Source organism: Delftia sp. WSY_16, assembly GCF_043104415.1.
Lineage (GTDB): Bacteria > Pseudomonadota > Gammaproteobacteria > Burkholderiales > Burkholderiaceae_C > Comamonas > Comamonas tsuruhatensis.
Genome location: NZ_JBICKS010000027.1, coordinates 69,517 through 89,411, shown reverse-complemented (window position 1 = coordinate 89,411; position 19,895 = coordinate 69,517). Strand labels below are relative to the sequence as shown.

The following is a 19,895-nucleotide window of genomic DNA, read 5'->3' as shown; positions in this document are numbered from 1 at the left end:
GTCAATGGCCCCTGGCCGGCGGGCAGTTGCGGGGCCGGCGGGCCGCTACAGGTTGTCCAGGTATGACGAGCGCGAGAACTGCACGGGCTCGATGCCGTCGGAGGTCCAGATTTCGCTGGCGATCAGCGCCTGGGCGTTCATGGGGCGAGCGAAGTAAAAGCCCTGCAGCTCGTCGCAGCCCAGCGTCTGAAGCACTTCGCGCTGCTGCTGGTCGGTCACGCCTTCGGCCACCACGCGCAGCTCCAGCGCATGGGCCAGGCGCACGATGGCATCGACCACGGCCCGCGCGTCGCTCTTGATGGCCACGTCCCGCACGAAGCTGCGGTCGATCTTGACCTCGTCGGCGCCCAGCTGGCGCAGCAGGGCCAGGCTGGAGTAGCCGGTGCCGAAGTCGTCGATGGAAATCTGCACGCCCATGCCCGTCAACTCGGCAATCACGGCCATGGTGGTCTTGTCGTCCTCCATGGCCACGGACTCGGTGATCTCGAAGACCAGCTGCTCGGGCCGAATGCGGTGCCGCTCGATCGCTTCGCCGATGTACTGCGCCAGCCGCGTCTGAAAGAGCTGATAGCCCGAGATATTGATGGAGACGCGCATGAAGCGCCGCTGGCGCGTCCACTGGGCAGTCTGGCGGCAGGCCTCGTCGATGACCCAGTCGCCGATCTCGCTGATCAGGCCGAAGCGCTCGGCCAGCGGAATGAACACGCGGGGGCTGATGAGGCCGAATCGGGGATGGTTCCATCGAACCAGCGCCTCCACGCTGCGGATGCGGCCCGTGCGGGCATCGATCTTGGGCTGGTAGAACAGCACCAGCTGCTGGCTTGCGACGGCGCGGCGCAGGGCTTGCTGCAGGTCGAACTGCACGGCCACATCCTTGCGCATGCTTTCCTTGAAGATGGCGCAGGAATTCCCGCCGGCGCGCTTGGCCGTGTACATGGCGAGGTCGGCCGCCGCCATGAGCTTTTCCTTCTGGCCATGATCGGGATAGATGGCCACGCCGACGGAGCTGCCGATGGAGATGGACTTTCCCGGCAGATCGAAGGGCTGACCCAAAACCTTCTGCACCCGGCCGGCCATGGCCACGGCATCGTCCTCCGATGCCAGGCAGCCCAGCAGCAGCACGAACTCATCGCCCCCCACGCGCGCCAGCGTGTCCGACTTGCGCGTCATACGGTTCAGGCGCACGGCCACCTGGCACAGCAGCGCGTCACCTGCGGCATGGCCCTCCACGTCGTTGATGGGCTTGAATCCGTCCAGATCGATGTACAGCAGGCCCACGCGCACCGGTCCGCCGGGCCCTGGCTGCTCCACCGAGCTGTCGGCGCGCGCAATCGCCCGGCCAAGCCGGTACTCGAGCAGCGCCCGGTTGGCCGTGCCGGTCAGCGGGTCCCTGAAGGCGATGCGCTTGAGCTTCACATTGGCGCGCAGCAGCTTTTCATTGGTCTGCTGCAGCGATTGCGTCAGGCGCTGAGCCTTCTCGCGCAGGCGCACATGGACCACCAGCGAAACCAGCAGGAATATCAGAACGGGAATGGCGCCCCACAGGCCGAAAGCGCTCCACCCCGCGGCCCAGCTTCCCTGGCCATCGGATGGCGCCGATGCGGCCAGGAGCTCGCCCCCCGCCAGTGCCCGGCACTGCGCCAGACCCAGCAGCAGCGCAGCCAGGGACGGGCCACGCCGGCGCACAGCAGTCCGCCCCAACACCGCCTGGGTCATGAACCGCCAGCGCACGGGGGACATCCGATCTTCTCGTGATATTGCAAGCTCATGCTGATTCAGCCTCGCTGCCGCATTGCGCAGCCCGATCTTGTGGATGGCTATGCCATGGTTGTCGTGTGTGCCGGAAAGCCGGGCTTTTTCCTGCAGGGCGCCCGGCAAATACTCGACACATTCGCGCGTCCAAATTTGTATCGACGATTTCAAAACGTTAGAAAAATTCTATCAAACCCTGCGCCTTGCTTCTACTTGTCCTTTTGCGCCACGGCAGGCCCGGCATGGGAATTGCATCAATGCAGGCAGACAGGACCCGTCCCCCATGAAAACCGCTCTCAACTTTCTTGTGGCCGCGCGCCAGTGCGAAATCGGCGAGCTGGAGCAACTGCAGCGCACCAGCGCACTGGTGGATCTGCTCAGCCGCCTCATCCATGCGCTGCAAAAGGAGCGCGGCCTGTCCAACGTCTTTCTGGCCAGCGCGGGCGCGCATGGCGGCGAGGCACGGCTGGCGCAGATGGCCGAGTGCGACCGGATTGCCGCGGCGGCGCTTGACGGCTTCGACCGGCTGGACATGCAGCCCGGCCAAACAGACTCCACGGGGCACCCCGGCCATGGCGCGCGGCTGTTCAGCCGCATCGCCCATGTGCTGCAGTGCCTGGACGCCCTGCCTGCGCTGCGCGAGCGCGTCGCCAGCCACGACCTGTCGCCGGAGGCGGCCACCGCCATCTACATCGAGCTGGTGGCAGGCCTGCTGGCCGTGGTGTTCGAGGCGGCCGACAGCGCACCCGAGCCCGGTATCTCGCGCCTGCTGGTGGCCTTGTTCAACTTCATGCAGGGCAAGGAACTCGCGGGCCAGGAGCGTGCCACGGGCGTGGCCGCCTTTGGTGCGGGCGTCAGCGATGCGCCGCGCCAGCAGCACTGGCTGCACCTGATCGCCTCGCAGGAGCGCTGCTTTCAGGTCTTTGCGGAGTTTGCGCCGCCCCATTCCCTGGCCCTGTGGCAAGAAAGCAGCGCGGCCGACGCCACGCTGGCCGTGATCGAACGCCTGCGCCGCGTGGGCTGCACGGCCGCGCCGGGCACTCCCCTGGCGCCAGAGATGGCCGAGCCCTGGTTCGACAGCTGCTCGCGGCGCATGGATGCGCTGCACACCGTCGAGGCCCGCCTGACGGCCGAGCTGCAGCAGCAGTGCCAGCGCTGCATTGTCGATGCGCGCGCCGCCCTGCAGACGCTGCTGCAGGCGCCGCAGGCAATGGAGATCACGCCCGTCTCCGCCACGCTGGCGCTGGGCGGGCTGCAGCCCCCGGCCGCGCGTCTGGGCCCGCAGCTGGACCGATCCGTGATGGACCTGGTGCAGGACCAGTCCCAGCGGCTGCAGGCCATGCAGGCCGAGCTGGAGACCGTGCGCGCCACGCTCACGGAACGCAAGCTGCTGGAGCGCGCCAAGGGCCTGTTGATGACACGGCGCCAGCTCAGCGAAGGCGAGGCCCACAAGCTGCTGCGCCAGACCGCCATGAACCAGAACCGCCGCCTGGCCGAAGTGGCGCAGGCCGTGCTTTCCATGGCCGATTTGCTGCCGCCCGCCCCATGAACCCGGGCCGCTGCGCGCCATGTTGCAGCGCAGCACCGACTTGGTGCAGTGCTGCGGCAAGTCGCGCACCAGAAGGTGGCCCGGCGCGGACGGCAAGGCCGGTGGAGTGCATGGTCCCCCTTGAACGCCGCCTGGCACGGTTTCTGCATTGACTCTGGCAAATCCCGGCCAAAGGCGGCCGGGAACCCGGTCTTGATTCAGGGCCCCAGGACAACGGCGTCACTCTCCCCGCGCAGCGCGGCCGGAGAGGACGCCGTTTTGCTTGGGACATGCCGGTTTGCAAGTGTTCCATTCCCGACGATCGAAGGAGTTCCGCCATGGCGTCCACGCCCCAGCCCACCACAGGCCCTCTCACCTCCGGCCCGGCACTGCCCCGGCGCGATTTTCTGCGCCAGGCCGGCACGCTGGCAGGCGGCGCGGCGCTCTACACCCAGCTGGGCCACCACGGCGCCTGGGCGGCCGGCTCGGATGCGCCCGAGAAAAAGGAAGTGCGCATCGGCTTCATTCCGCTGACCGATTGCGCCAGCGTGGTCATGGCCTCGGTGCTGGGGATCGACCAGAAGTACGGTGTCAGGATCATTCCCTCCAAGGAAGCGAGCTGGGCCAGCGTGCGCGACAAGCTGGCCAATGGCGAACTGGACTTTGCCCATGTGCTGTACGGCCTGGTCTACGGCATGCACCTGGGCGTGGGCGGCGCCAGGAAAGACATGGCCGTGCTGATGACGCTCAACCACAACGGCCAGGCCATCACGCTGTCCAAGAAACTGGCCGACAAGGGCGCCGTCAACGGCGCAGGCCTGGCCAAGCTGATGGCCAGCGAAAAGCGCGAATACACCTTTGCCCAGACCTTTCCCACGGGCACGCATGCCATGTGGCTGTACTACTGGCTGGCGGCCAACGGCATCCACCCGCTCAAGGATGCCAAGGTCATCACCGTGCCGCCGCCGCAGATGGTGGCCAACATGCGCGTGGGCAACATGGACGGCTTTTGCGTGGGCGAGCCCTGGAACCACCGCGCCATCATGGACGGTATCGGCGTCACGGCCACCACCTCCCAGGCCATCTGGCAGGACCATCCCGAGAAGGTGCTGGGCACCACGGCCGAATTTGCCCGCCAGAACCCCAACACGGCACGCGCCGTGACGGCCGCCATCATCGAGGCCGGCCGCTGGATCGACGAGAGCCTGGCCAACAAGACCCGCATGGCCGACACCATTGCCGGCAAGGCCTATGTGAACACCGGCGTGGACGCCATCAACCAGCGCATCCTGGGCCGCTACCAGGACGGCATGGGCAAGACCTGGGACGACCCCCACCACATGAAGTTCTATGGCGACGGCAGCGTGGGCTATCCCTATCTGTCCGACGGCATGTGGTTCCTCACCCAGCACAAGCGCTGGGGCCTGCTCAAGGAGCACCCCGACTACCTGGGCGTGGCCCGCTCCATCAACCGCCTGGACATCTACCAGCAGGCCGCCACCGCCGCCAAGGCCCCGCTGCCCAAGGGCGAGATGCGCAGCAGCAAGCTGATGGACGGCACGGTCTGGGACGGCAAGGACCCGCGCAAGTACGCGGACAGCTTCGCCATCAAGGCCTGAGAGATCCCCTTTGAAGACCCATCCCACCGAGGAACACACCATGGTCAGCGCCGTCTTCCACTTCCCGGCAGAGTCCTCCACCGCCGCCGCCCCGCCTGCGCCGGTTTCCCCCACCGCTGCATCCCCGGTCCCGGCCATGCAGGCTGCACCGGCAACGCCCAGGACTCCCGCCCCTGCGCGCGACTGGGCGGCGCTGTCGCGCGCCTTCTGGCTGGCCGTGCTGCCGCCGCTGTGCGGCCTCGGCCTGCTCGTGGGCGTGTGGTCCCTGGTGGCCGCGGGCTCCGGCCAGAGCATTCCGGGGCCCCTGGCGACCTGGCAGCAGGCGGTGGAGATTTTCAGCGACCCGTTCTACCGCAACGGCCCCAATGACCAGGGCGTGGGCTGGAACGTGCTCGCTTCGCTGCAGCGCGTGGCCGTGGGCTTCGGCCTGGCGGCCCTGGTCGGCATTCCGGCCGGCTTCGTGATCGGGCGCTTCAACTTCCTGTCGCGCATGTTCAACCCGCTGATCAGCCTGCTGCGCCCGGTGTCGCCGCTGGCCTGGCTGCCCATAGGCCTGCTGGTCTTCAAGGGCGCCAACCCGGCGGCCATCTGGACCATCTTCATCTGCTCGATCTGGCCCATGCTCATCAACACCGCCGTGGGCGTGCAGCGCGTGCCCCAGGACTACATGAACGTGGCGCGCGTGCTCAACCTCAGCGAGTGGAAGATCGCCACCACCATCCTGTTCCCCGCCGTGCTGCCCTACATGCTGACCGGCGTGCGCCTGGCCGTGGGCACGGCCTGGCTGGTCATCGTCGCGGCCGAGATGCTCACCGGCGGTGTGGGCATCGGCTTCTGGGTCTGGGACGAGTGGAACAACCTCAACGTCAAGAACATCATCATCGCGATCTTCGTGATCGGCATCGTGGGCCTGCTGCTGGAGATGGCCCTGGTCAAGCTGGCAACGGCATTTACGTTCGAAGAGGTGAAGGCATGAATGCATCGTCCAAGTTCATCGAGATCCAGGGCGTGGAGCAGAGCTTCAAGACCGCCAAGGGCCTGTTTCCGGCACTGCGCAATATCGACCTGACCATTGCGCGGGGCGAGTTCGTCTCGCTGATCGGCCACTCGGGCTGCGGCAAGTCCACCCTGCTGAACCTGATCGCGGGCCTGACCACGCCCACCACGGGCGTGCTGCTGTGCGCCAACAAGGAGATCAAGGGCCCGGGACCCGAGCGCGCCGTGGTCTTCCAGAACCACTCGCTGCTGCCCTGGCTGACCTGCGAGGGCAACATCCACCTGGCCGTGGAGCGCGTCTATGGCCGCACGGAAAGCCGCGCCCAGCTCAAGGCCCGCACCCTGGCCGCGCTGGAACTGGTGGGCCTGACCCATGCCGCGCACAAGCGGCCCGGCGAGATATCGGGCGGCATGAAGCAGCGCGTGGGCATTGCGCGCGCGCTGTCGATGGAGCCGCAGGTGCTGCTGATGGACGAGCCCTTCGGCGCGCTCGATGCGCTCACGCGCGCCAAGCTGCAGGACGAGCTGCTGGAGATCGTGGCGCGCACGCAAAGCACCGTGGTCATGGTCACGCACGATGTGGACGAGGCCGTGCTGCTGTCCGACAAGATCGTGATGATGACCAACGGCCCGGCCGCCACCATCGGCGAGGTGCTGCAGGTCGGCCTGGCCCGCCCGCGCAACCGCGTGGCGCTGGCCGAGGACGACCTCTACCGCCAGTGCCGCAAGGCCGTGATCGATTTCCTCTACACACGCCAGGGGCATGTGGAAAAGGCGGCCTGAACCTTCGCAGGTCCTGCCGCCTTCGAGACCCTGCCCATGGCGGGCAGGCCGAGCCCCGGTTCAGTGCCGGCCCGAGATGTAGTGCTCCAGCTGCTCGATGATGAACTTCTGCTCGGAGATGATGTCCTTGACCAGGTCTCCGATGGAGATCAGGCCCAGCAGCTTGCCGCCTTCGTCCACCACGGGCAGGTGGCGCAGCCGGTTCTCGGTCATCACCGCCATGCACTCCTGCGTGGTCTGGGTGGGGCCGACGAACAGCACGTCGCGCGTCATCACGTCGCGCACCAGGGTGGCGCCGGAGGTGCGCCCCAGCAGCGCGATCTTGCGCGCGTAGTCGCGCTCGGTGACGATGCCGGCGATCTCGCTGCCCTCCATCACGAGCAGGGCGCCAATGCCCTTGTCGGCCATGAGCCGCAGCGCATCGAGCACGGAATCGGTAGGCGCGATGCTGTACACCGCGCTGGTGGCCTTGGACTTGAGAATGTCTGCAACTGCTGTCATGGGTGCCTTTCAGTCGTTCGCCAATTCGGTTCTAGTGTCATCCGAACTGCGCCCAAAAAGCAACAGGGCCAGCGCGTGTATGCACACGCACCGGCCCTGCCCGATTCAGTGAATGCGGCCCTTCAGCGACGACCGCCCAACAGACTGCCACCAATCTTCATCAGATCGCTGAGACCTACCTGGCCGTCGCCATCCTGATCGAGCAGGCTTCCCAGCAAACCACCACCCAGGCCGCCCTGCTGCTGCGCCTGCGCATGCTCGCGGCCCAGCACCTGGCCCAGGCCGCCGGCATCCATGCCGCCTGCGCTCACGCGCTGTGCAAGAAAGGACATGACGATGGGGGCCAGCAGCTGCAGCAGCTGGGCCGCGCCGCCGCTGCCCAGGCCCGTGGCCTGGCCCAGGCCGTCCTGCGCGCGCTGCTGGTTGCCGCCCAGGATATGGCCCAGGATGGCTGCGCCGTCGAGCCCGCCGCCCGCATTGCCGCCTGCGCCTGCGCCGCCGCCCAGCAGCGAGCCCAGCAGGCCTCCCAGATCCAGCCCGCCGGCGCCACCGCTGGCCGCGCCGTGGTCGCGCTGCAGCGCGCCGAAGAGATTGGCCGCGCCCTGCGGATCGGCCGCATTGCGGCCCAGCGAGCCCAGCAGCACGGGAAGGGCCGCGCCCACGGCACTTTCGGTCTGAGCGGGGCTGGCGCCGATCTGGTCTGCCATCTGCTGCATGGGCGCGCCCTGCAGTTGGGCCATCAGTTCGGCGGCCAGGGAAGAGCTGGAGTTCATGGTCGTTCCTTCATCCGGTCGCCCGGTCAACACAAAGTCACATGGTAGCGCCGGCCGGTGCAGCGGGCATGACGGCTCAGCGCCCCAAGTGTCAACGATGTTTTCCAGCGCCCGGATCGCGCTCAGCCCGTGGTCAGCGCCGGCTGCGGCTGGGTGCGCGGCGGCCGCAGTGGCGGCAGCGGCGCCTGCGCCTTCATGGACCGGCGCAGCGCCACTGCGTCGGCCACGGCCGCCGGTGCCCGGGCCGTGGCGTCCAGCCGGAAGACCTGCACGGTCTCCGACACGGTCTGCGCCTGGGCCTGCAAGGCCATGGCCGATGCCGCGTTCTGCTCCACCAGCGCCGCGTTCTGCTGCGTGATGTTGTCCAGATGCGCCACGGCCGCGTTGACCTGCGAGATGCCGCTGAGCTGCTCGTTGGAGGCGCTGTGGATTTCGCCGATCAGCAGGTTCACGCGCCGCACCAGGTCCAGCGATTCGGTCATGGTTTTCTGCGCGACCTCGGTGCGCTGATTGCCATCCAGCACCTTGGCGGCGGAGTCGTCTATGAGTTCGCGGATCTCCTTGGCCGCTGCCTGCGTGCGCTGCGAGAGACTGCGCACTTCGGCCGCCACCACCGCAAAGCCCCGGCCCTGGTCGCCCGCGCGCGCGGCCTCCACGGCGGCGTTCAGCGCCAGGATGTTGGTCTGGAAGGCGATGGAGTCGATGAGCTGCGTGATCTCGCCGATGCGCCCCGACGCGGCCTGGATCTGCTTCATGGTGGCCGCCACGCCGTCGACGGCGCCGCTGCTGCGCTCGGCCACCTCGCTGGCCTGGGTGGCCAGGTCCGTGGCCTGGCGCGCCGACTCGGCCGTGTGCTTGACCGTGCCCGTGATCTCCTCCATCGAGGCCGCCGTCTGCTGCAGGTTGCCGGCCTGGGTTTCCGTGCGCGCGGACAGGTCCTGGTTGCCCTGCGCGATTTCCCGCGTGGAGATCTGCATCTTGTCGCTTTCCTCGCGCGCATCGCGCACGATGGACAGCAGGTTCACATTGAGCTGGCTCAGTGCCTTCTGCAGATCGCCCACCACGTCCTTGCGCGTGATGCGTATGGTCTGCGTCAGGTCGCCGGCCGCCAGGCGGTTGGCCTGCAGCACCATCTGCGCCAGCGGCGCCACGGTCAGCCGGTACGCCCAGGCCCCGGCCAGCCCCGTGAAGATGCAGACCGCCAGCCAGGCCAGCGCGGACCATGCATCCAGCGTGTGCCCTCCCGCCATCGCCGCGCCAAAGGCCGCCGCCACCACCAGGAAGAAGATCAGCACCAGCTTGCCTGCCAGGCCCAGGCTCAGCGCGCTGGCAAGGCGTCCGCGCAGGTTGTTGCGCACCAGATGGCCGGCGCGCAGCACGTGGACCTTGCGCCCTGCGTCCTTTTCGGCGCGCATGGTGGCGTAGAGGCGCTCGGCCGCATCCGTCTGCTCGCGCGTGGCCTCGGTGCGCACCGACATGTAGCCCGAGGGCCGGTCGCCTTCCATCAGCGGCGTGACATTGGCCATGACCCAGTAGAAGTCGCCGTTCTTGCGCCGGTTCTTCACAGGCGCCGACCAGGGCAGTCCGGCCGAGATGGTGGCCCACATGTCGCGGAAGGCTTCCTCGGGCATGTCGGGGTGGCGGATCATGTTGTGGGGCTGGCCCAGCAGTTCTTCGCGCTCGTAGCCGCTGACCTCGATGAACATCGGGTTGCAGTAGAGGATGCGCCCCTTCAGGTCCGTGGTGGACACCAGGGTCTGGCCCTTGGGAAATGCGTATTCGCGCGTGCTGACTGGCAGATTCACTCTCATAGGCGTGGTCCCTTGAAGAAGAAAAATCCTTCACGTCATTGCGGCCCTGGCTTACTGCAGGACCCGGTGGCTTGTTGTACCCCGATTCGTCGCATTTGAAACAAATCGCCACAAAACCTCCATTCGATTCAGACATCTGATTGCGCGCTCTCGATAGCGGGCGCACCGCCTTGAGGCATGCGGCGCACCACCATGGCTCGGCCGCCGGGCGGCAGCCCCGAGGACAGCGCCCGCGCAGGGCTGCGCGCCCTGGCATGCCGCTTGCTTCATCCCATGCGTGGCCATTGCAGGCCATGGGGGCAAGGCGCAACGAGGTGCCGCTGCCCCAGGGACAAAGGCGTCAACCCGCGCGCAGGCAGCAGCCGCGCAGTGGGGATGACGCCTTTTTGCTTTTCGAACCGATGCGGGGGCGCAATGAAGAAATCCAGGCTGGTGATGGTGGGCAACGGCATGGCCGGCGTGCGCACGCTGGAAGAGCTGCTCAGGATCGCGCCCGACCTCTACGAGATCACCGTGTTCGGCGCCGAGCCGCACCCCAACTACAACCGCATCATGCTGTCGCCGGTGCTGGCGGGCGAGCAGCAGCTGGACGAAATCATCCTCAACGACTGGTCCTGGTATGCCCGGCACGGCATCACCTTGCATGCAGGCTGCCGCGTGCATGCGGTGGACCGGGCGCGCCGCGTGGTGCACGCCGTGGACGCCACCGGCCAGCCCGTGAGCGCCGGGTACGACCGCCTGATCCTGGCCACGGGATCGCGCCCCTTCATGCTGCCCGTGCCCGGGCGCGAACTGGACGGCGTGCTCGGCTACCGCGACATTGCCGACACCCAGGCCATGATCGCGGCGGCCGCCAGCCACCGCCATGCCGTGGTCATCGGCGGCGGACTGCTGGGCCTGGAGGCCGCCAACGGCCTCATGAAGCGCGGCATGGAGGTCACCGTGGTGCATGCGGGCGAGCGCCTGCTGGACCGCCAGCTGGACGAGACCGCCGCCGCCTTGCTGCAGGCCTCGCTGGCCGAGCGCGGCATGCGCTTTCTGATGCAGGCCCAGACCCGCGCGCTGACGGGCGACGGCCAGGGCCGCGTGGCCTGCGTGCACCTGCAGGACGGGCGCGATGCGCCGGCCTCGCTCGTGGTCATGGCTGTGGGCATCCGACCCGAGACCGCGCTGGCCGAGCAGATGCACCTGCATGTGCAGCGCGGCATCGTGGTCAGCGACACGCTGCAGACCGTGACCGACCCGCGCATCTATGCCGTGGGCGAGTGCGCGGCGCACCGGGGCGTGGCCTACGGGCTGGTGGCGCCGCTGTTCGAGCAAGGCAAGGTGCTGGCCAACCACCTGGCCGAAATCGGCATCGGCCGCTATCCGGGCTCGCAGACCTCGGCCAAGCTCAAGGTCACGGGCATTCATCTGTTCAGCGCAGGCGACTTTCGCGGCGACGACGGCACGGAGGAAATCGTGCTCAGCGACCCCGGCGCGGGCGTGTACCGCAAGCTGGTGCTGCGCGGTGACAGACTGGTCGGCGCCTGCCTGTATGGCGACACCGAGGACGGCGGCTGGTACTTCCGCCTGTTGCGCGATGGCGTGGCAGTGCAGGAACTGCGCGACCGCCTCATGTTCGGCGAAAGTCAAGCCAGCCAGGCCAGCCAGGCCGACCCGGCCAGCGGCCCGTGACGGCGCCCGCCCCCGTGCCCTGCCCTTCCCTCATCCACCCCAGGCCCACCATGCAAGAAACCCGATCCACCTGCCCCTACTGCGGCACAGGCTGCGGCGTCATCATCGAAAGCGATGGCGCCCGCATCACGGGCGTGCGTGGCGATCCGGCGCACCCCGCCAACCACGGCCGCCTGTGCACCAAGGGCAGCACGCTGCATCTGACGGCCTCGCCCGCCCTGGCGCGGCAGACCCGGCTGCTGCAGCCCGCCCTGCGCACCACGCGCGGGGCGGCGCCCCGGGACATCAGCTGGGATGCCGCGCTGGACCTGGCAGCCGGCAGGCTGGCCTCCATCGTGCAGGAGCACGGCCCCGACGCCGTGGGCCTGTATGTGAGCGGCCAGTTGCTGACCGAGGACTACTACGTCTTCAACAAGCTGGCCAAGGGCCTGATCGGCACCAACAACATCGACACCAATTCGCGCCTGTGCATGAGCAGCGCCGTGGCGGGCTACAAGGCCACGCTGGGCGCCGACGCGCCACCGGCCTGCTACGAGGACGTGGACCATGCGGACTGCCTGTTCATCGTGGGCAGCAACGCGGCATGGGCCCATCCCGTGCTCACGCGGCGCATAGAGCAGGCGCGTGCTGCGCGGCCGCAGATGAAGATCATCGTGGCCGACCCACGCCGCACCGACACGGCCGGCATGGCCGACCTCTTCCTGCCGCTGCGCCCCGGCAGCGACACCCTGCTGTTCCACGGCATGCTGCACATCATGGAGCTGGAAGGCTGGCTGGACCGGGCCTACATCGCGCGCCACACCAGCGGCTTTGCCGACCTGCAGGCCCTGGTGCGGGAGGCCACGCCCGAGCGCGTGAGCGAGGTCTGCGGCCTGCCCCGCCACGACCTTTTCCAGGCCGCGCAGTGGTTCGCGCTGGGAGGAGATGCGCGGGACGGCGCCGCCCGTGGCGCAACGCTCAGCCTGTACTGCCAGGGCCTGAACCAGAGCAGCAACGGCACGGCCAAGAACGCCGCGCTGATCGGCCTGCACCTGGCCACGGGCCAGATCGGGCGCGCAGGCGCGGGACCGTTCTCGCTCACGGGCCAGCCCAATGCCATGGGTGGGCGCGAGGTGGGCGGGCTGGCCAATCTGCTGTCGGCCCACCGCGACCTGGCCAACCCGGCCCACCGCGCCGAAGTGGCCGCACTGTGGGACGTGGACGCCGTGCCATCACGGCCCGGCAAGACCGCCGTGGAGATGTTCGAGGCCGCCGCCGAGGGCGAGATCCGCGCGCTGTGGATAGCCTGCACCAACCCCGCGCAAAGCATGCCCGACCAGGCCCTGGTGCGGCGCGCACTGCAGCGGGCCGAATTCGTCATCGTGCAGGAGGCCTTCGCCACCACCGCCACCTGCGCCTACGCCGACCTGCTGCTGCCCGCCACCACCTGGGGCGAGAAGATCGGCACGGTGACCAACAGCGAAAGGCGCATCTCGCGCGTACGCCCCGCCGTGGCCGCACCGGGCGCCGCGCGCCATGACTGGCACATCGCCGTGGACTGCGCGCGGCGCATGGAAACGCGGCTGCGCCCGGGCCGGCCCAGCCTCTTCCCCTACGACACCGAGGACGCCGCCGCAGGCGCCGAAGCCATCTGGAACGAGCACCGCGAAAGCACGCGCGGGCGTGACCTGGACATCACCGGCCTGTCCTGGGATCTGCTGGACGCGCAAGGCCCCCAGCAATGGCCGCTGCCCGAAGGCGCAGCCCTGGGCCGCGCACGGCTCTACGAAGACGGCCGCTTTCCCACGCCCGATGGCCGCGCCCGCTTTGCCCTGCTGCCCTGGCAGCCGCTGGCCGAGTCGCCCGATGCGAGCTACCCCTTCAGCCTGACCACGGGCCGGCTGCGCGACCAGTGGCACGGCATGAGCCGCACGGGCCAGCTGGGACGACTGTTCGGCCAGGCTGCCGAGCCCAGTGTGCAGATGCATCCGCAGGACATGGCCGAGCGCGGCCTGCGCGCGGGCGACCTGGTGCAGGTGAGCAGCCGCCGCGGTGCCCTGCTGGTGCCGGTGCAGCCCGATGCCACGCTCGCGCCCTCCCAGCTCTTCATGGCCATGCACTGGGGCGGCGAGTACCTGGGCGGCACGGCCACGGGGGGCCTCAACGCACTGACCACGCCAGCCTTCTGCCCCGCATCCAAGCAGCCTGAACTCAAGCACACGGCCGTCAAGCTGCAAAAGGCCGCTCTGCCCTGGACCCTGCTGGCCATGGCCTGGCTGCCCGAGGACCGCGTGCTGGCCGTGCGCGAGCAGTTGTCCGCCCTCATGCCGCACTTCGGCTTTGCCAGCTGCGTGCCTTTCGGCAATGCCGTGCCGCTGCAGGACGCCGCCCGCGCCCGCCACGGAGTGCTGCTGCGCGCCGCCGCGCATGAGGCGCCCGACGACGCCCTCATCGCGCAGATCGAGTCCCTGCTGGGCCTGGATGCCGCCGACACCCTGCGCTACAGCGACCGCCGCCGCCAGCACAGCCGTGCGCTGCGGCTGGACCGCACCAGCCTGTCCACCACGGTCGAAGCCTTGCTGCTGGCCGGAGACACGCGCGCCGGCAGCTGGCTGGGCACCCTGCTGAAGGACCAGTTGCCGGCCCAGGACTATGGGCGCCTGCTGCTCATGTCCTCGGCCTCGGCACCGCTGCCCCTGGCGCAGCGCACGCGCCAGGTCTGCGCGTGCTTCGACGTGGACGAGGCCGCCATCGAAGGCGTGCTTGCGCGCTGCGAGGGCAGCGACGATGCCCGCTTGGCCGCTTTGCAAGGCCAATTGCGCTGCGGCACCAACTGCGGCTCCTGCCTGCCTGAACTCAAGCGCCTGGTGCGCCACATCCCCGTTGCGCCCAGCCCGCAGGCGGCATGAAAGAGGCCATGGAACGACAGGTTTGCATATATAGCGAAAAGTAATGAAACCTGCGGGAAAATATGCGCCCACAGGATTCCACCCACGATCACCACGCCATGGGCATCAGCCAATACATCAAGGAAATAGGCCGCGGCGCACGCGGAGCCAAGGCGCTGGAGCGCGCGCAGGCCGCCGACCTGTTCGGCCAGGTGCTGGACGGGGGCGTCACCGATCTGGAGATCGGCGCCTTCTGCATCGCCATGCGCATCAAGGGCGAGACGGTCGAGGAGATGAGCGGCTTCCTGGATGCCGTGCATGCGCGCGCCGCGCGCTTTCCCGCATCGGCCCATGGCCGCCCCGTGATCGTGCTGCCCAGCTACAACGGCGCGCGCCGTCTGCCCGTGCTCACGCCCCTGCTGGCCCTGCTGCTGGCGCGCGAAGGCCTGCCCGTGCTGCTGCACGGCATGCGCACCGAGGCGCGGCGCATCCTGGCCAGCGATGTGCTGCAGGCGCTGGGCATTGCGCCGCTGCAGGCACCCCAGGCACTCGATGGCGGCCAGGTGGCCCATCTGCATACCGAACACCTGCATCCGGCGCTGGCCCGGCTGCTGTCCGTGCGCGAGGTCATCGGCCTGCGCAATCCGGGCCACAGCGTGGTCAAGCTGCTGGCGCCCTGCGACGGCCCGTCCTTGCTGGTGACGGCCTACACCCATCCCGAGTACCTGCCCATGCTGCACGGCACCTTCGGGACGCTGGGCATGAATGTGCTGCTCTCGCGCGGGCTGGAAGGCGAGGTCGCGGCCGACCCGCGCCGGCTGCCGCGCTACGACGGATTCGTCGCAGGCGCCCACCAACTGCTGGCCGAGCAGCAAAGCGGCACGGCCTCCGAAATCCCGGGCCTGCCCGCCGAGATCGACGTGGACACCACGGCGCGCTACACCGAGGACGTGCTTGCGGGCCGCCTGCCCGTGCCGCCGGCGCTCACGCGCCAGGTGGAACACATCGTCCACCTTGCCGATCAGATTCGCTGAACACCCCAGAAAAACGGAGCCCCGCCATGACGACCCCGTCCCCCACCCCCGCAAACACCGCCCGGCGCGGCAGCTGCACCCTGGTCGGCGCCGGCCCCGGCGACCCGGAGCTGCTGACCATCAAGGCCCTCAAGGCCATACAGACGGCCACCGTGCTGCTGGTCGATGACCTGGTCAGCGATGCCATCGTGGCCCATGCCTCGCCCACGGCGCGCATCGTCTACGTGGGCAAGCGCGGCGGCTGCAAGAGCACGCCCCAGGCCTTCATCGAAAAGCTCATGCTGTCCGCCGTGCAGGATGGCGAGACGGTGGTGCGCCTCAAGGGCGGCGACCCCTTCATCTTCGGGCGCGGCGGCGAAGAGGTGGAGCATCTGCGCGAGGCCGGCGTCGAGGTCCAGGTCGTCAACGGCATCACGGCCGGCCTGGCCGGGCTCACCAGCCTGGGCGCGCCGCTCACGCACCGCGACCGGGCGCACGGCGTGGTCTTCATCACCGGCCACGCCAAGCCCGGCGACAGCGGCACGGACTGGCGCCAGCTGGCCGCCACCGCGCGCGATGCCCGGCTCACCCTGGTGATCTACATGGGCGTGAGCAGCGTGGAGCACATCCGCGCCGAGCTGCTGCACGGCCTGCCCGCCGCCACGCCCGTGGCCGTGATCCAGCACGCCAGCCTGCCGCAGCAGCGCCATGCACTGGCCACGCTGGACACGCTCGTGCAATGCATTGCCGACACCGGCCTGGGCAGCCCCAGCGTCATCGTCGTTGGAGATGTGGTCCATGGCATTCGGGCAATGACCGAACCCCAGGAGCAGCCCAACCCTGCGGTTGCTGCCGCCTGAGTGCCGAGCTGCAACAAAGAAAAAATCTATCGATAGATAAAATCATTAGTTTTCATTAAAAATCTCCTGTTGGTTGCCGAAAACAGCGTCTAGACCGTTTTCGCAGGCCGTCAGCTGCGCCGGACGGCGGCAGCGCCACCGGGGGATTCAATGAAAACATCAAGCCGTACTCTCACTTCCACAGCGACGCAGGCATGGTGGCCGGCATGCCGACACCTGGCGGCCCAACTGCTGGCCGGCTGCGCACTTGGCATGGCCATGCCCATGCCCGGCCTGGCCAGCGGCGCCGACATGGTGCTGGCCACGCGCGTCACGGCAGGCGCCAAGCCCTGGCTCACGCCTGCGCACCGCCAATGGCTGCAGGCGCGCGGGCCGCTGACGCTGGGCATTTCCACGCCGGACCATCCGCCGCTGGGCATGATCGATGGCGATCGCTTCCAGGGCATCACGGCCGACCACCTGGGCCTGCTTTTTCCCACGCCCGTGCGCTTCAAGTCCTATGGATCGCGTGCGGCCGTGCTCGATGCGCTGCGCCGCGGCGAGATCGACCTGGCCTGCGGCGGCACCGAGCTGGAAGCCGAGCGCGCCGACCTGGCCCTGAGCGTGCCCTACCTGCCCAGCCAGCCCGTGCTGGTCTCCCCGTCGAATGCTCCCTTCGACGCCCGGCGCCGGGGTGCGCGGCTGGCCATGACGCCCGACCAGCTGCTGCGCTCCCAGGTGGCTGCCGCCTACCCCCTCAGCGAGCTGCTGACCTATGAAACACCCCGCCGCGCGCTGGAGGCGCTGAGCCTGGGCGAGATCGACGGCTTCGTCGGCGACACGGTCACGGTGCACTACCTGATCCAGGCCAACTACCTGCTCAACCTGCGCGTGCAGGGCTTTGCGCCCATAGAAAGCCGTGGCTTCGGCATGCTGGTGAGGCATGGCGATGCACAGCTGAAGGCCTACCTGGACCAGGCCCTGCCCAGCATCACCGTGCAGCACGGCGACGACATCCTGCGCAGCTGGAGTGGAAGCCGCCGCCCGCTGCTGGGCGGCGACCGCGTGGCGCTGACGCCCTCGGAAAAGCAGTGGCTGGATGCCCATCCGCGCATTCCCGTGGTGCTCAACGGCTCGCTGGGTCCGCTGGGACAGCTCGATGCCGACCGCCAGGCCCAGGGCATAGGCCCCGACTACCTGGACCTGATCAGCCGCCGCGCCGGCCTGCAGTTCGAGTACATCGCCGCGCGCAACTATTCCGAACTCGAAACCATGCTGGGCTCCGGCAAGGCCCTGCTCACCCCGGCGTACACCTCGCCGCCCACGGCCTCGCCCGATATCAGGCTGCTGCCGCCCTATCTGCGCAGCACGGTCGTGGTGATGGCCCGGCCCGAGGCCAACGCAGGCACCCCGCGCGACAAGCCCATACACCACCTCCAGGGACTGGAGGGCAAGCGCGTGGCCATGGTGGCGGGCTTCTTTCTCGAAAGCACGGTGCGCAGGGAGCATCCGAGCATACGGCTGCAGCTGTATGCCGACCTGACCCAGGCCCTGGCCAGCGTGGCGGCCAATGACAGCGATGCCTTCGTGGGCAACGACTACGCGGCGCGCTATGCCAACGCCCAGCAATTGGGCAGCCGGCTGCAGCTCACCGGCATCCTGGACGACTACACCCGCCCCATCAGCCTGGCCGTGCACGCCGCCGAACCTGAACTGCTGGGCATCCTGGAAAAGGCCCAGCTGTCCATCGCACCCGAAGAGGTGGCCGAAATCGTCCACCACTGGGCGCCGCACCATAACGGCAACGGCGCGAGCTTCTGGCGCGAGCACCGCCAGCGCCTGCTGCTGCTGGCCGGGGCGCTGGCCCTGGTCACGGTCATCTCCCTGGTCTGGGGCTTTTACCTGAGCCGCCAGATGCGCAGGACACGCCGGGCCGAGCGGCGCGCCGAGGCCGCCAACCAGGCCAAGAGCCTGTTTCTGTCTACCACCAGCCACGAGATACGCACGCCGCTGAGCGCCGTCATCGGCTTGCTGGAACTGGCGCAGGACCGGGAAAAGCTCGGCCTGCCCCACCGCGATATGCTGGCCTCCGCCCACAAGGCCGCCCAGGGCATGCTGCTGTTGCTGGGCAATGTGCTGGATCTGCACCGCATCGAGTCGGGCCATATCGACTCCACGCTCCAGCCGGTGGCACTGCGCCCGCTGATCGAAGACATGGCCCCGCTGCTGCAAGGCCTGGCCCACGGCAAGCGGCTGTCGCTGCGCACCGAAGTGGGCAGCGGCGTGGACCACAGCGTGACGGCCGACCCGCTGCATCTCAAGCAGGTGCTGTTCAACCTGCTCAGCAATGCCATCAAGTTCACCGAGCGCGGCAGCGTCACCCTGCGCGCGCATGGCGCCAGCCGGCATGACCGCCTGCTGCTGCAGATGGAGGTCGAGGACACGGGCATCGGCATTGCGCCGCAGGACCAGGCCCGGCTGTTCCAGCCCTTCTCGCAGGTGGAAGGCGCCCACCAGGACAGGGCCTTTGGCAGCGGCCTGGGCCTGAGCATCACGCGGCGCCTGCTGGAGCACATGGGGGGAACCATCACGGTGGACAGCGCACCGGGCCGAGGCTCGCGCTTCACGGTCAGGCTGAGCCTGCCACTGGTGGAGCCGGACCATCGCATGCAGGCCGACGTCACGCCCGCGTCAGAGGGAATATTGCCCCTGGTGCTGCCCGCCTCGGTGGCGCTGCAAGGAAAGCCCCAGGCCAGTGCCGAGCCCCTGCCCGCATCACAGCCCGGGTCCGGGTCCGACCTCAGAATCCTGGCCGTGGAAGACTATCTGTTCAACCGCGAGCTGCTCAAGAGCCAGCTGGCCGCGCTGGGCCACGGCATCTGCCTGGCCGGCGATGGACAGGAAGCCTGGGCACGCTGCCTGGTCGAGTCCTTCGATCTCATCATCACCGATGGACGCATGCCGCTCATGGACGGCTTCGAGTTCATCCGGCGCCTGCGCCAGCGCGAGGCCGAAAACCAGCTGCGCCGCTGCCGCGTGATCGCACTGACCGCCAGCCCCGAAGCCTCCGAAGCGCTGCGCTACCTGCAGGCCGGCGCCGACGAGGTGCTGTCCAAGCCGGCTGCCATGGAAGACCTCAGGCGCGTCATCGAACAGGTGCGGAACGAGCTGCAGGGCGGCACGCCCGGCACCTGGCATCCGCCGCCCGCCGCGCCCTCCACGCTCAGCCCGGCCTGACCGTGCTGCTGGCCGTCACGCGGCTTTGCTCGAAGCGCTGGGCCAGCTCGCGGCGCAGGTCCTTGCGGATCAGCGCAGCCTGCCAGCGGCGCCTTTCCTCGTCGTTGGACGGCACCAGCGTCGGCACGGCGGCCGGCTGCTTGTTCTCGTCCACGGCCACCATGGTGAAAAAGCAGCTGTTCACATGGCGCACCACCTGGGTGCGGATGTCCTCGGCCACCACCTTGATGCCGATCTCCATCGACGACTTGCCCGTGTGGTTGACGCTGGCCAGGAACGTCACCAGCTCGCCCACGTGGATGGGCTGCAGGAACATCACCTGGTCCACGCTCAGCGTGACCACATAGCGGCCCGCGTAGCGGCTGGCGCAGGCATAGGCCACCTGGTCGAGCTGCTTGAGAACGGCGCCGCCATGGACGTTGCCCGAAAAGTTCGCCATGTCGGGCGACATGAGCACAGTCATGCTCAGCTGGTGCGATGGGAAATTCATCACGGGATT

The 19,895-nt window shown here is 68.6% G+C and carries 14 protein-coding genes; 9 read left to right on the top strand and 5 right to left on the bottom strand.

The window, feature by feature from the left end; all coding sequences use genetic code 11:
- Positions 1-45: 45 nt before the first annotated feature.
- The gene (locus ACF8O7_RS14845) at positions 46-1,740 is read right to left on the bottom strand and encodes a bifunctional diguanylate cyclase/phosphodiesterase (protein WP_016449713.1); all 1,695 of its coding nucleotides are present in this window, start codon (positions 1,738-1,740) and stop codon (positions 46-48) included.
- 295 nt (positions 1,741-2,035) lie between these two features.
- Here ACF8O7_RS14845 and ACF8O7_RS14840 point away from each other — a divergent pair, with 295 nt between their 5' ends.
- From ACF8O7_RS14840 to ACF8O7_RS14825, 4 genes are all read left to right on the top strand, one after another.
- The gene (locus ACF8O7_RS14840) at positions 2,036-3,301 is read left to right on the top strand and encodes a nitrate- and nitrite sensing domain-containing protein (protein ID WP_392443668.1); all 1,266 of its coding nucleotides are present in this window, start codon (positions 2,036-2,038) and stop codon (positions 3,299-3,301) included.
- A 317-nt stretch (positions 3,302-3,618) separates the two neighbouring features.
- Positions 3,619-4,899, top strand: coding sequence for a CmpA/NrtA family ABC transporter substrate-binding protein (locus ACF8O7_RS14835; protein WP_034367671.1), 1,281 nt, complete (start codon positions 3,619-3,621; stop codon positions 4,897-4,899).
- Positions 4,900-4,939: 40 nt separating this feature from the next.
- Complete coding sequence (gene ntrB, locus ACF8O7_RS14830) at positions 4,940-5,875, top strand: nitrate ABC transporter permease (RefSeq protein ID WP_034367678.1); 936 nt, start codon at positions 4,940-4,942, stop codon at positions 5,873-5,875.
- Positions 5,872-6,678 (top strand): ABC transporter ATP-binding protein, encoded by an 807-nt coding sequence (locus ACF8O7_RS14825; protein WP_392443665.1) that lies wholly within the window; start codon positions 5,872-5,874, stop codon positions 6,676-6,678. Before ntrB ends, ACF8O7_RS14825 begins: the two co-directional genes overlap by 4 nt.
- Before the next feature lie 60 nt (positions 6,679-6,738).
- Here ACF8O7_RS14825 and ACF8O7_RS14820 read toward each other — a convergent pair whose 3' ends face one another.
- The 3 genes from ACF8O7_RS14820 to ACF8O7_RS14810 all read right to left on the bottom strand — a co-directional run bounded on the left by ACF8O7_RS14820 (position 6,739) and on the right by ACF8O7_RS14810 (position 9,763).
- A complete protein-coding gene (locus tag ACF8O7_RS14820) occupies positions 6,739-7,179 on the bottom strand; it encodes a CBS domain-containing protein (protein WP_016449718.1) in 441 nt (146 codons plus the stop codon).
- 122 nt (positions 7,180-7,301) lie between these two features.
- On the bottom strand, positions 7,302-7,952 hold the full coding sequence (locus ACF8O7_RS14815) for a DUF937 domain-containing protein (RefSeq protein WP_016449719.1): 651 nt from the start codon (positions 7,950-7,952) through the stop codon (positions 7,302-7,304).
- Positions 7,953-8,074: 122 nt separating this feature from the next.
- Complete coding sequence (locus ACF8O7_RS14810; protein WP_016449720.1) at positions 8,075-9,763, bottom strand: PAS domain-containing methyl-accepting chemotaxis protein; 1,689 nt, start codon at positions 9,761-9,763, stop codon at positions 8,075-8,077.
- Positions 9,764-10,177: 414 nt separating this feature from the next.
- Here ACF8O7_RS14810 and ACF8O7_RS14805 point away from each other — a divergent pair, with 414 nt between their 5' ends.
- The 5 genes from ACF8O7_RS14805 (at position 10,178) to ACF8O7_RS14785 (ending at position 19,396) form a co-directional block, all read left to right on the top strand.
- Entirely contained in the window at positions 10,178-11,440 is a 1,263-nt protein-coding gene (locus tag ACF8O7_RS14805; protein WP_392443664.1) for an NAD(P)/FAD-dependent oxidoreductase, read from the top strand.
- Positions 11,441-11,490: 50 nt separating this feature from the next.
- Complete coding sequence (locus ACF8O7_RS14800; RefSeq protein ID WP_392443662.1) at positions 11,491-14,328, top strand: molybdopterin-dependent oxidoreductase; 2,838 nt, start codon at positions 11,491-11,493, stop codon at positions 14,326-14,328.
- Positions 14,329-14,426: 98 nt separating this feature from the next.
- Positions 14,427-15,341 carry a DNA-binding protein YbiB gene (gene ybiB / locus ACF8O7_RS14795; RefSeq protein WP_034367674.1) on the top strand — a complete coding sequence of 305 codons (915 nt, stop codon included), beginning with the start codon at positions 14,427-14,429 and terminating at the stop codon, positions 15,339-15,341.
- 26 nt (positions 15,342-15,367) lie between these two features.
- A complete protein-coding gene (cobA, locus tag ACF8O7_RS14790) occupies positions 15,368-16,180 on the top strand; it encodes a uroporphyrinogen-III C-methyltransferase (protein WP_392443659.1) in 813 nt (270 codons plus the stop codon).
- Between the two features lie 252 nt (positions 16,181-16,432).
- On the top strand, positions 16,433-19,396 hold the full coding sequence (locus tag ACF8O7_RS14785) for an ATP-binding protein (protein ID WP_043791038.1): 2,964 nt from the start codon (positions 16,433-16,435) through the stop codon (positions 19,394-19,396).
- Here ACF8O7_RS14785 and ACF8O7_RS14780 read toward each other — a convergent pair.
- Positions 19,383-19,886, bottom strand: coding sequence for an acyl-CoA thioesterase (locus tag ACF8O7_RS14780; protein ID WP_017406259.1), 504 nt, complete (start codon positions 19,884-19,886; stop codon positions 19,383-19,385). The genes ACF8O7_RS14785 and ACF8O7_RS14780 overlap by 14 nt on opposite strands.
- Positions 19,887-19,895: the final 9 nt, after the last annotated feature.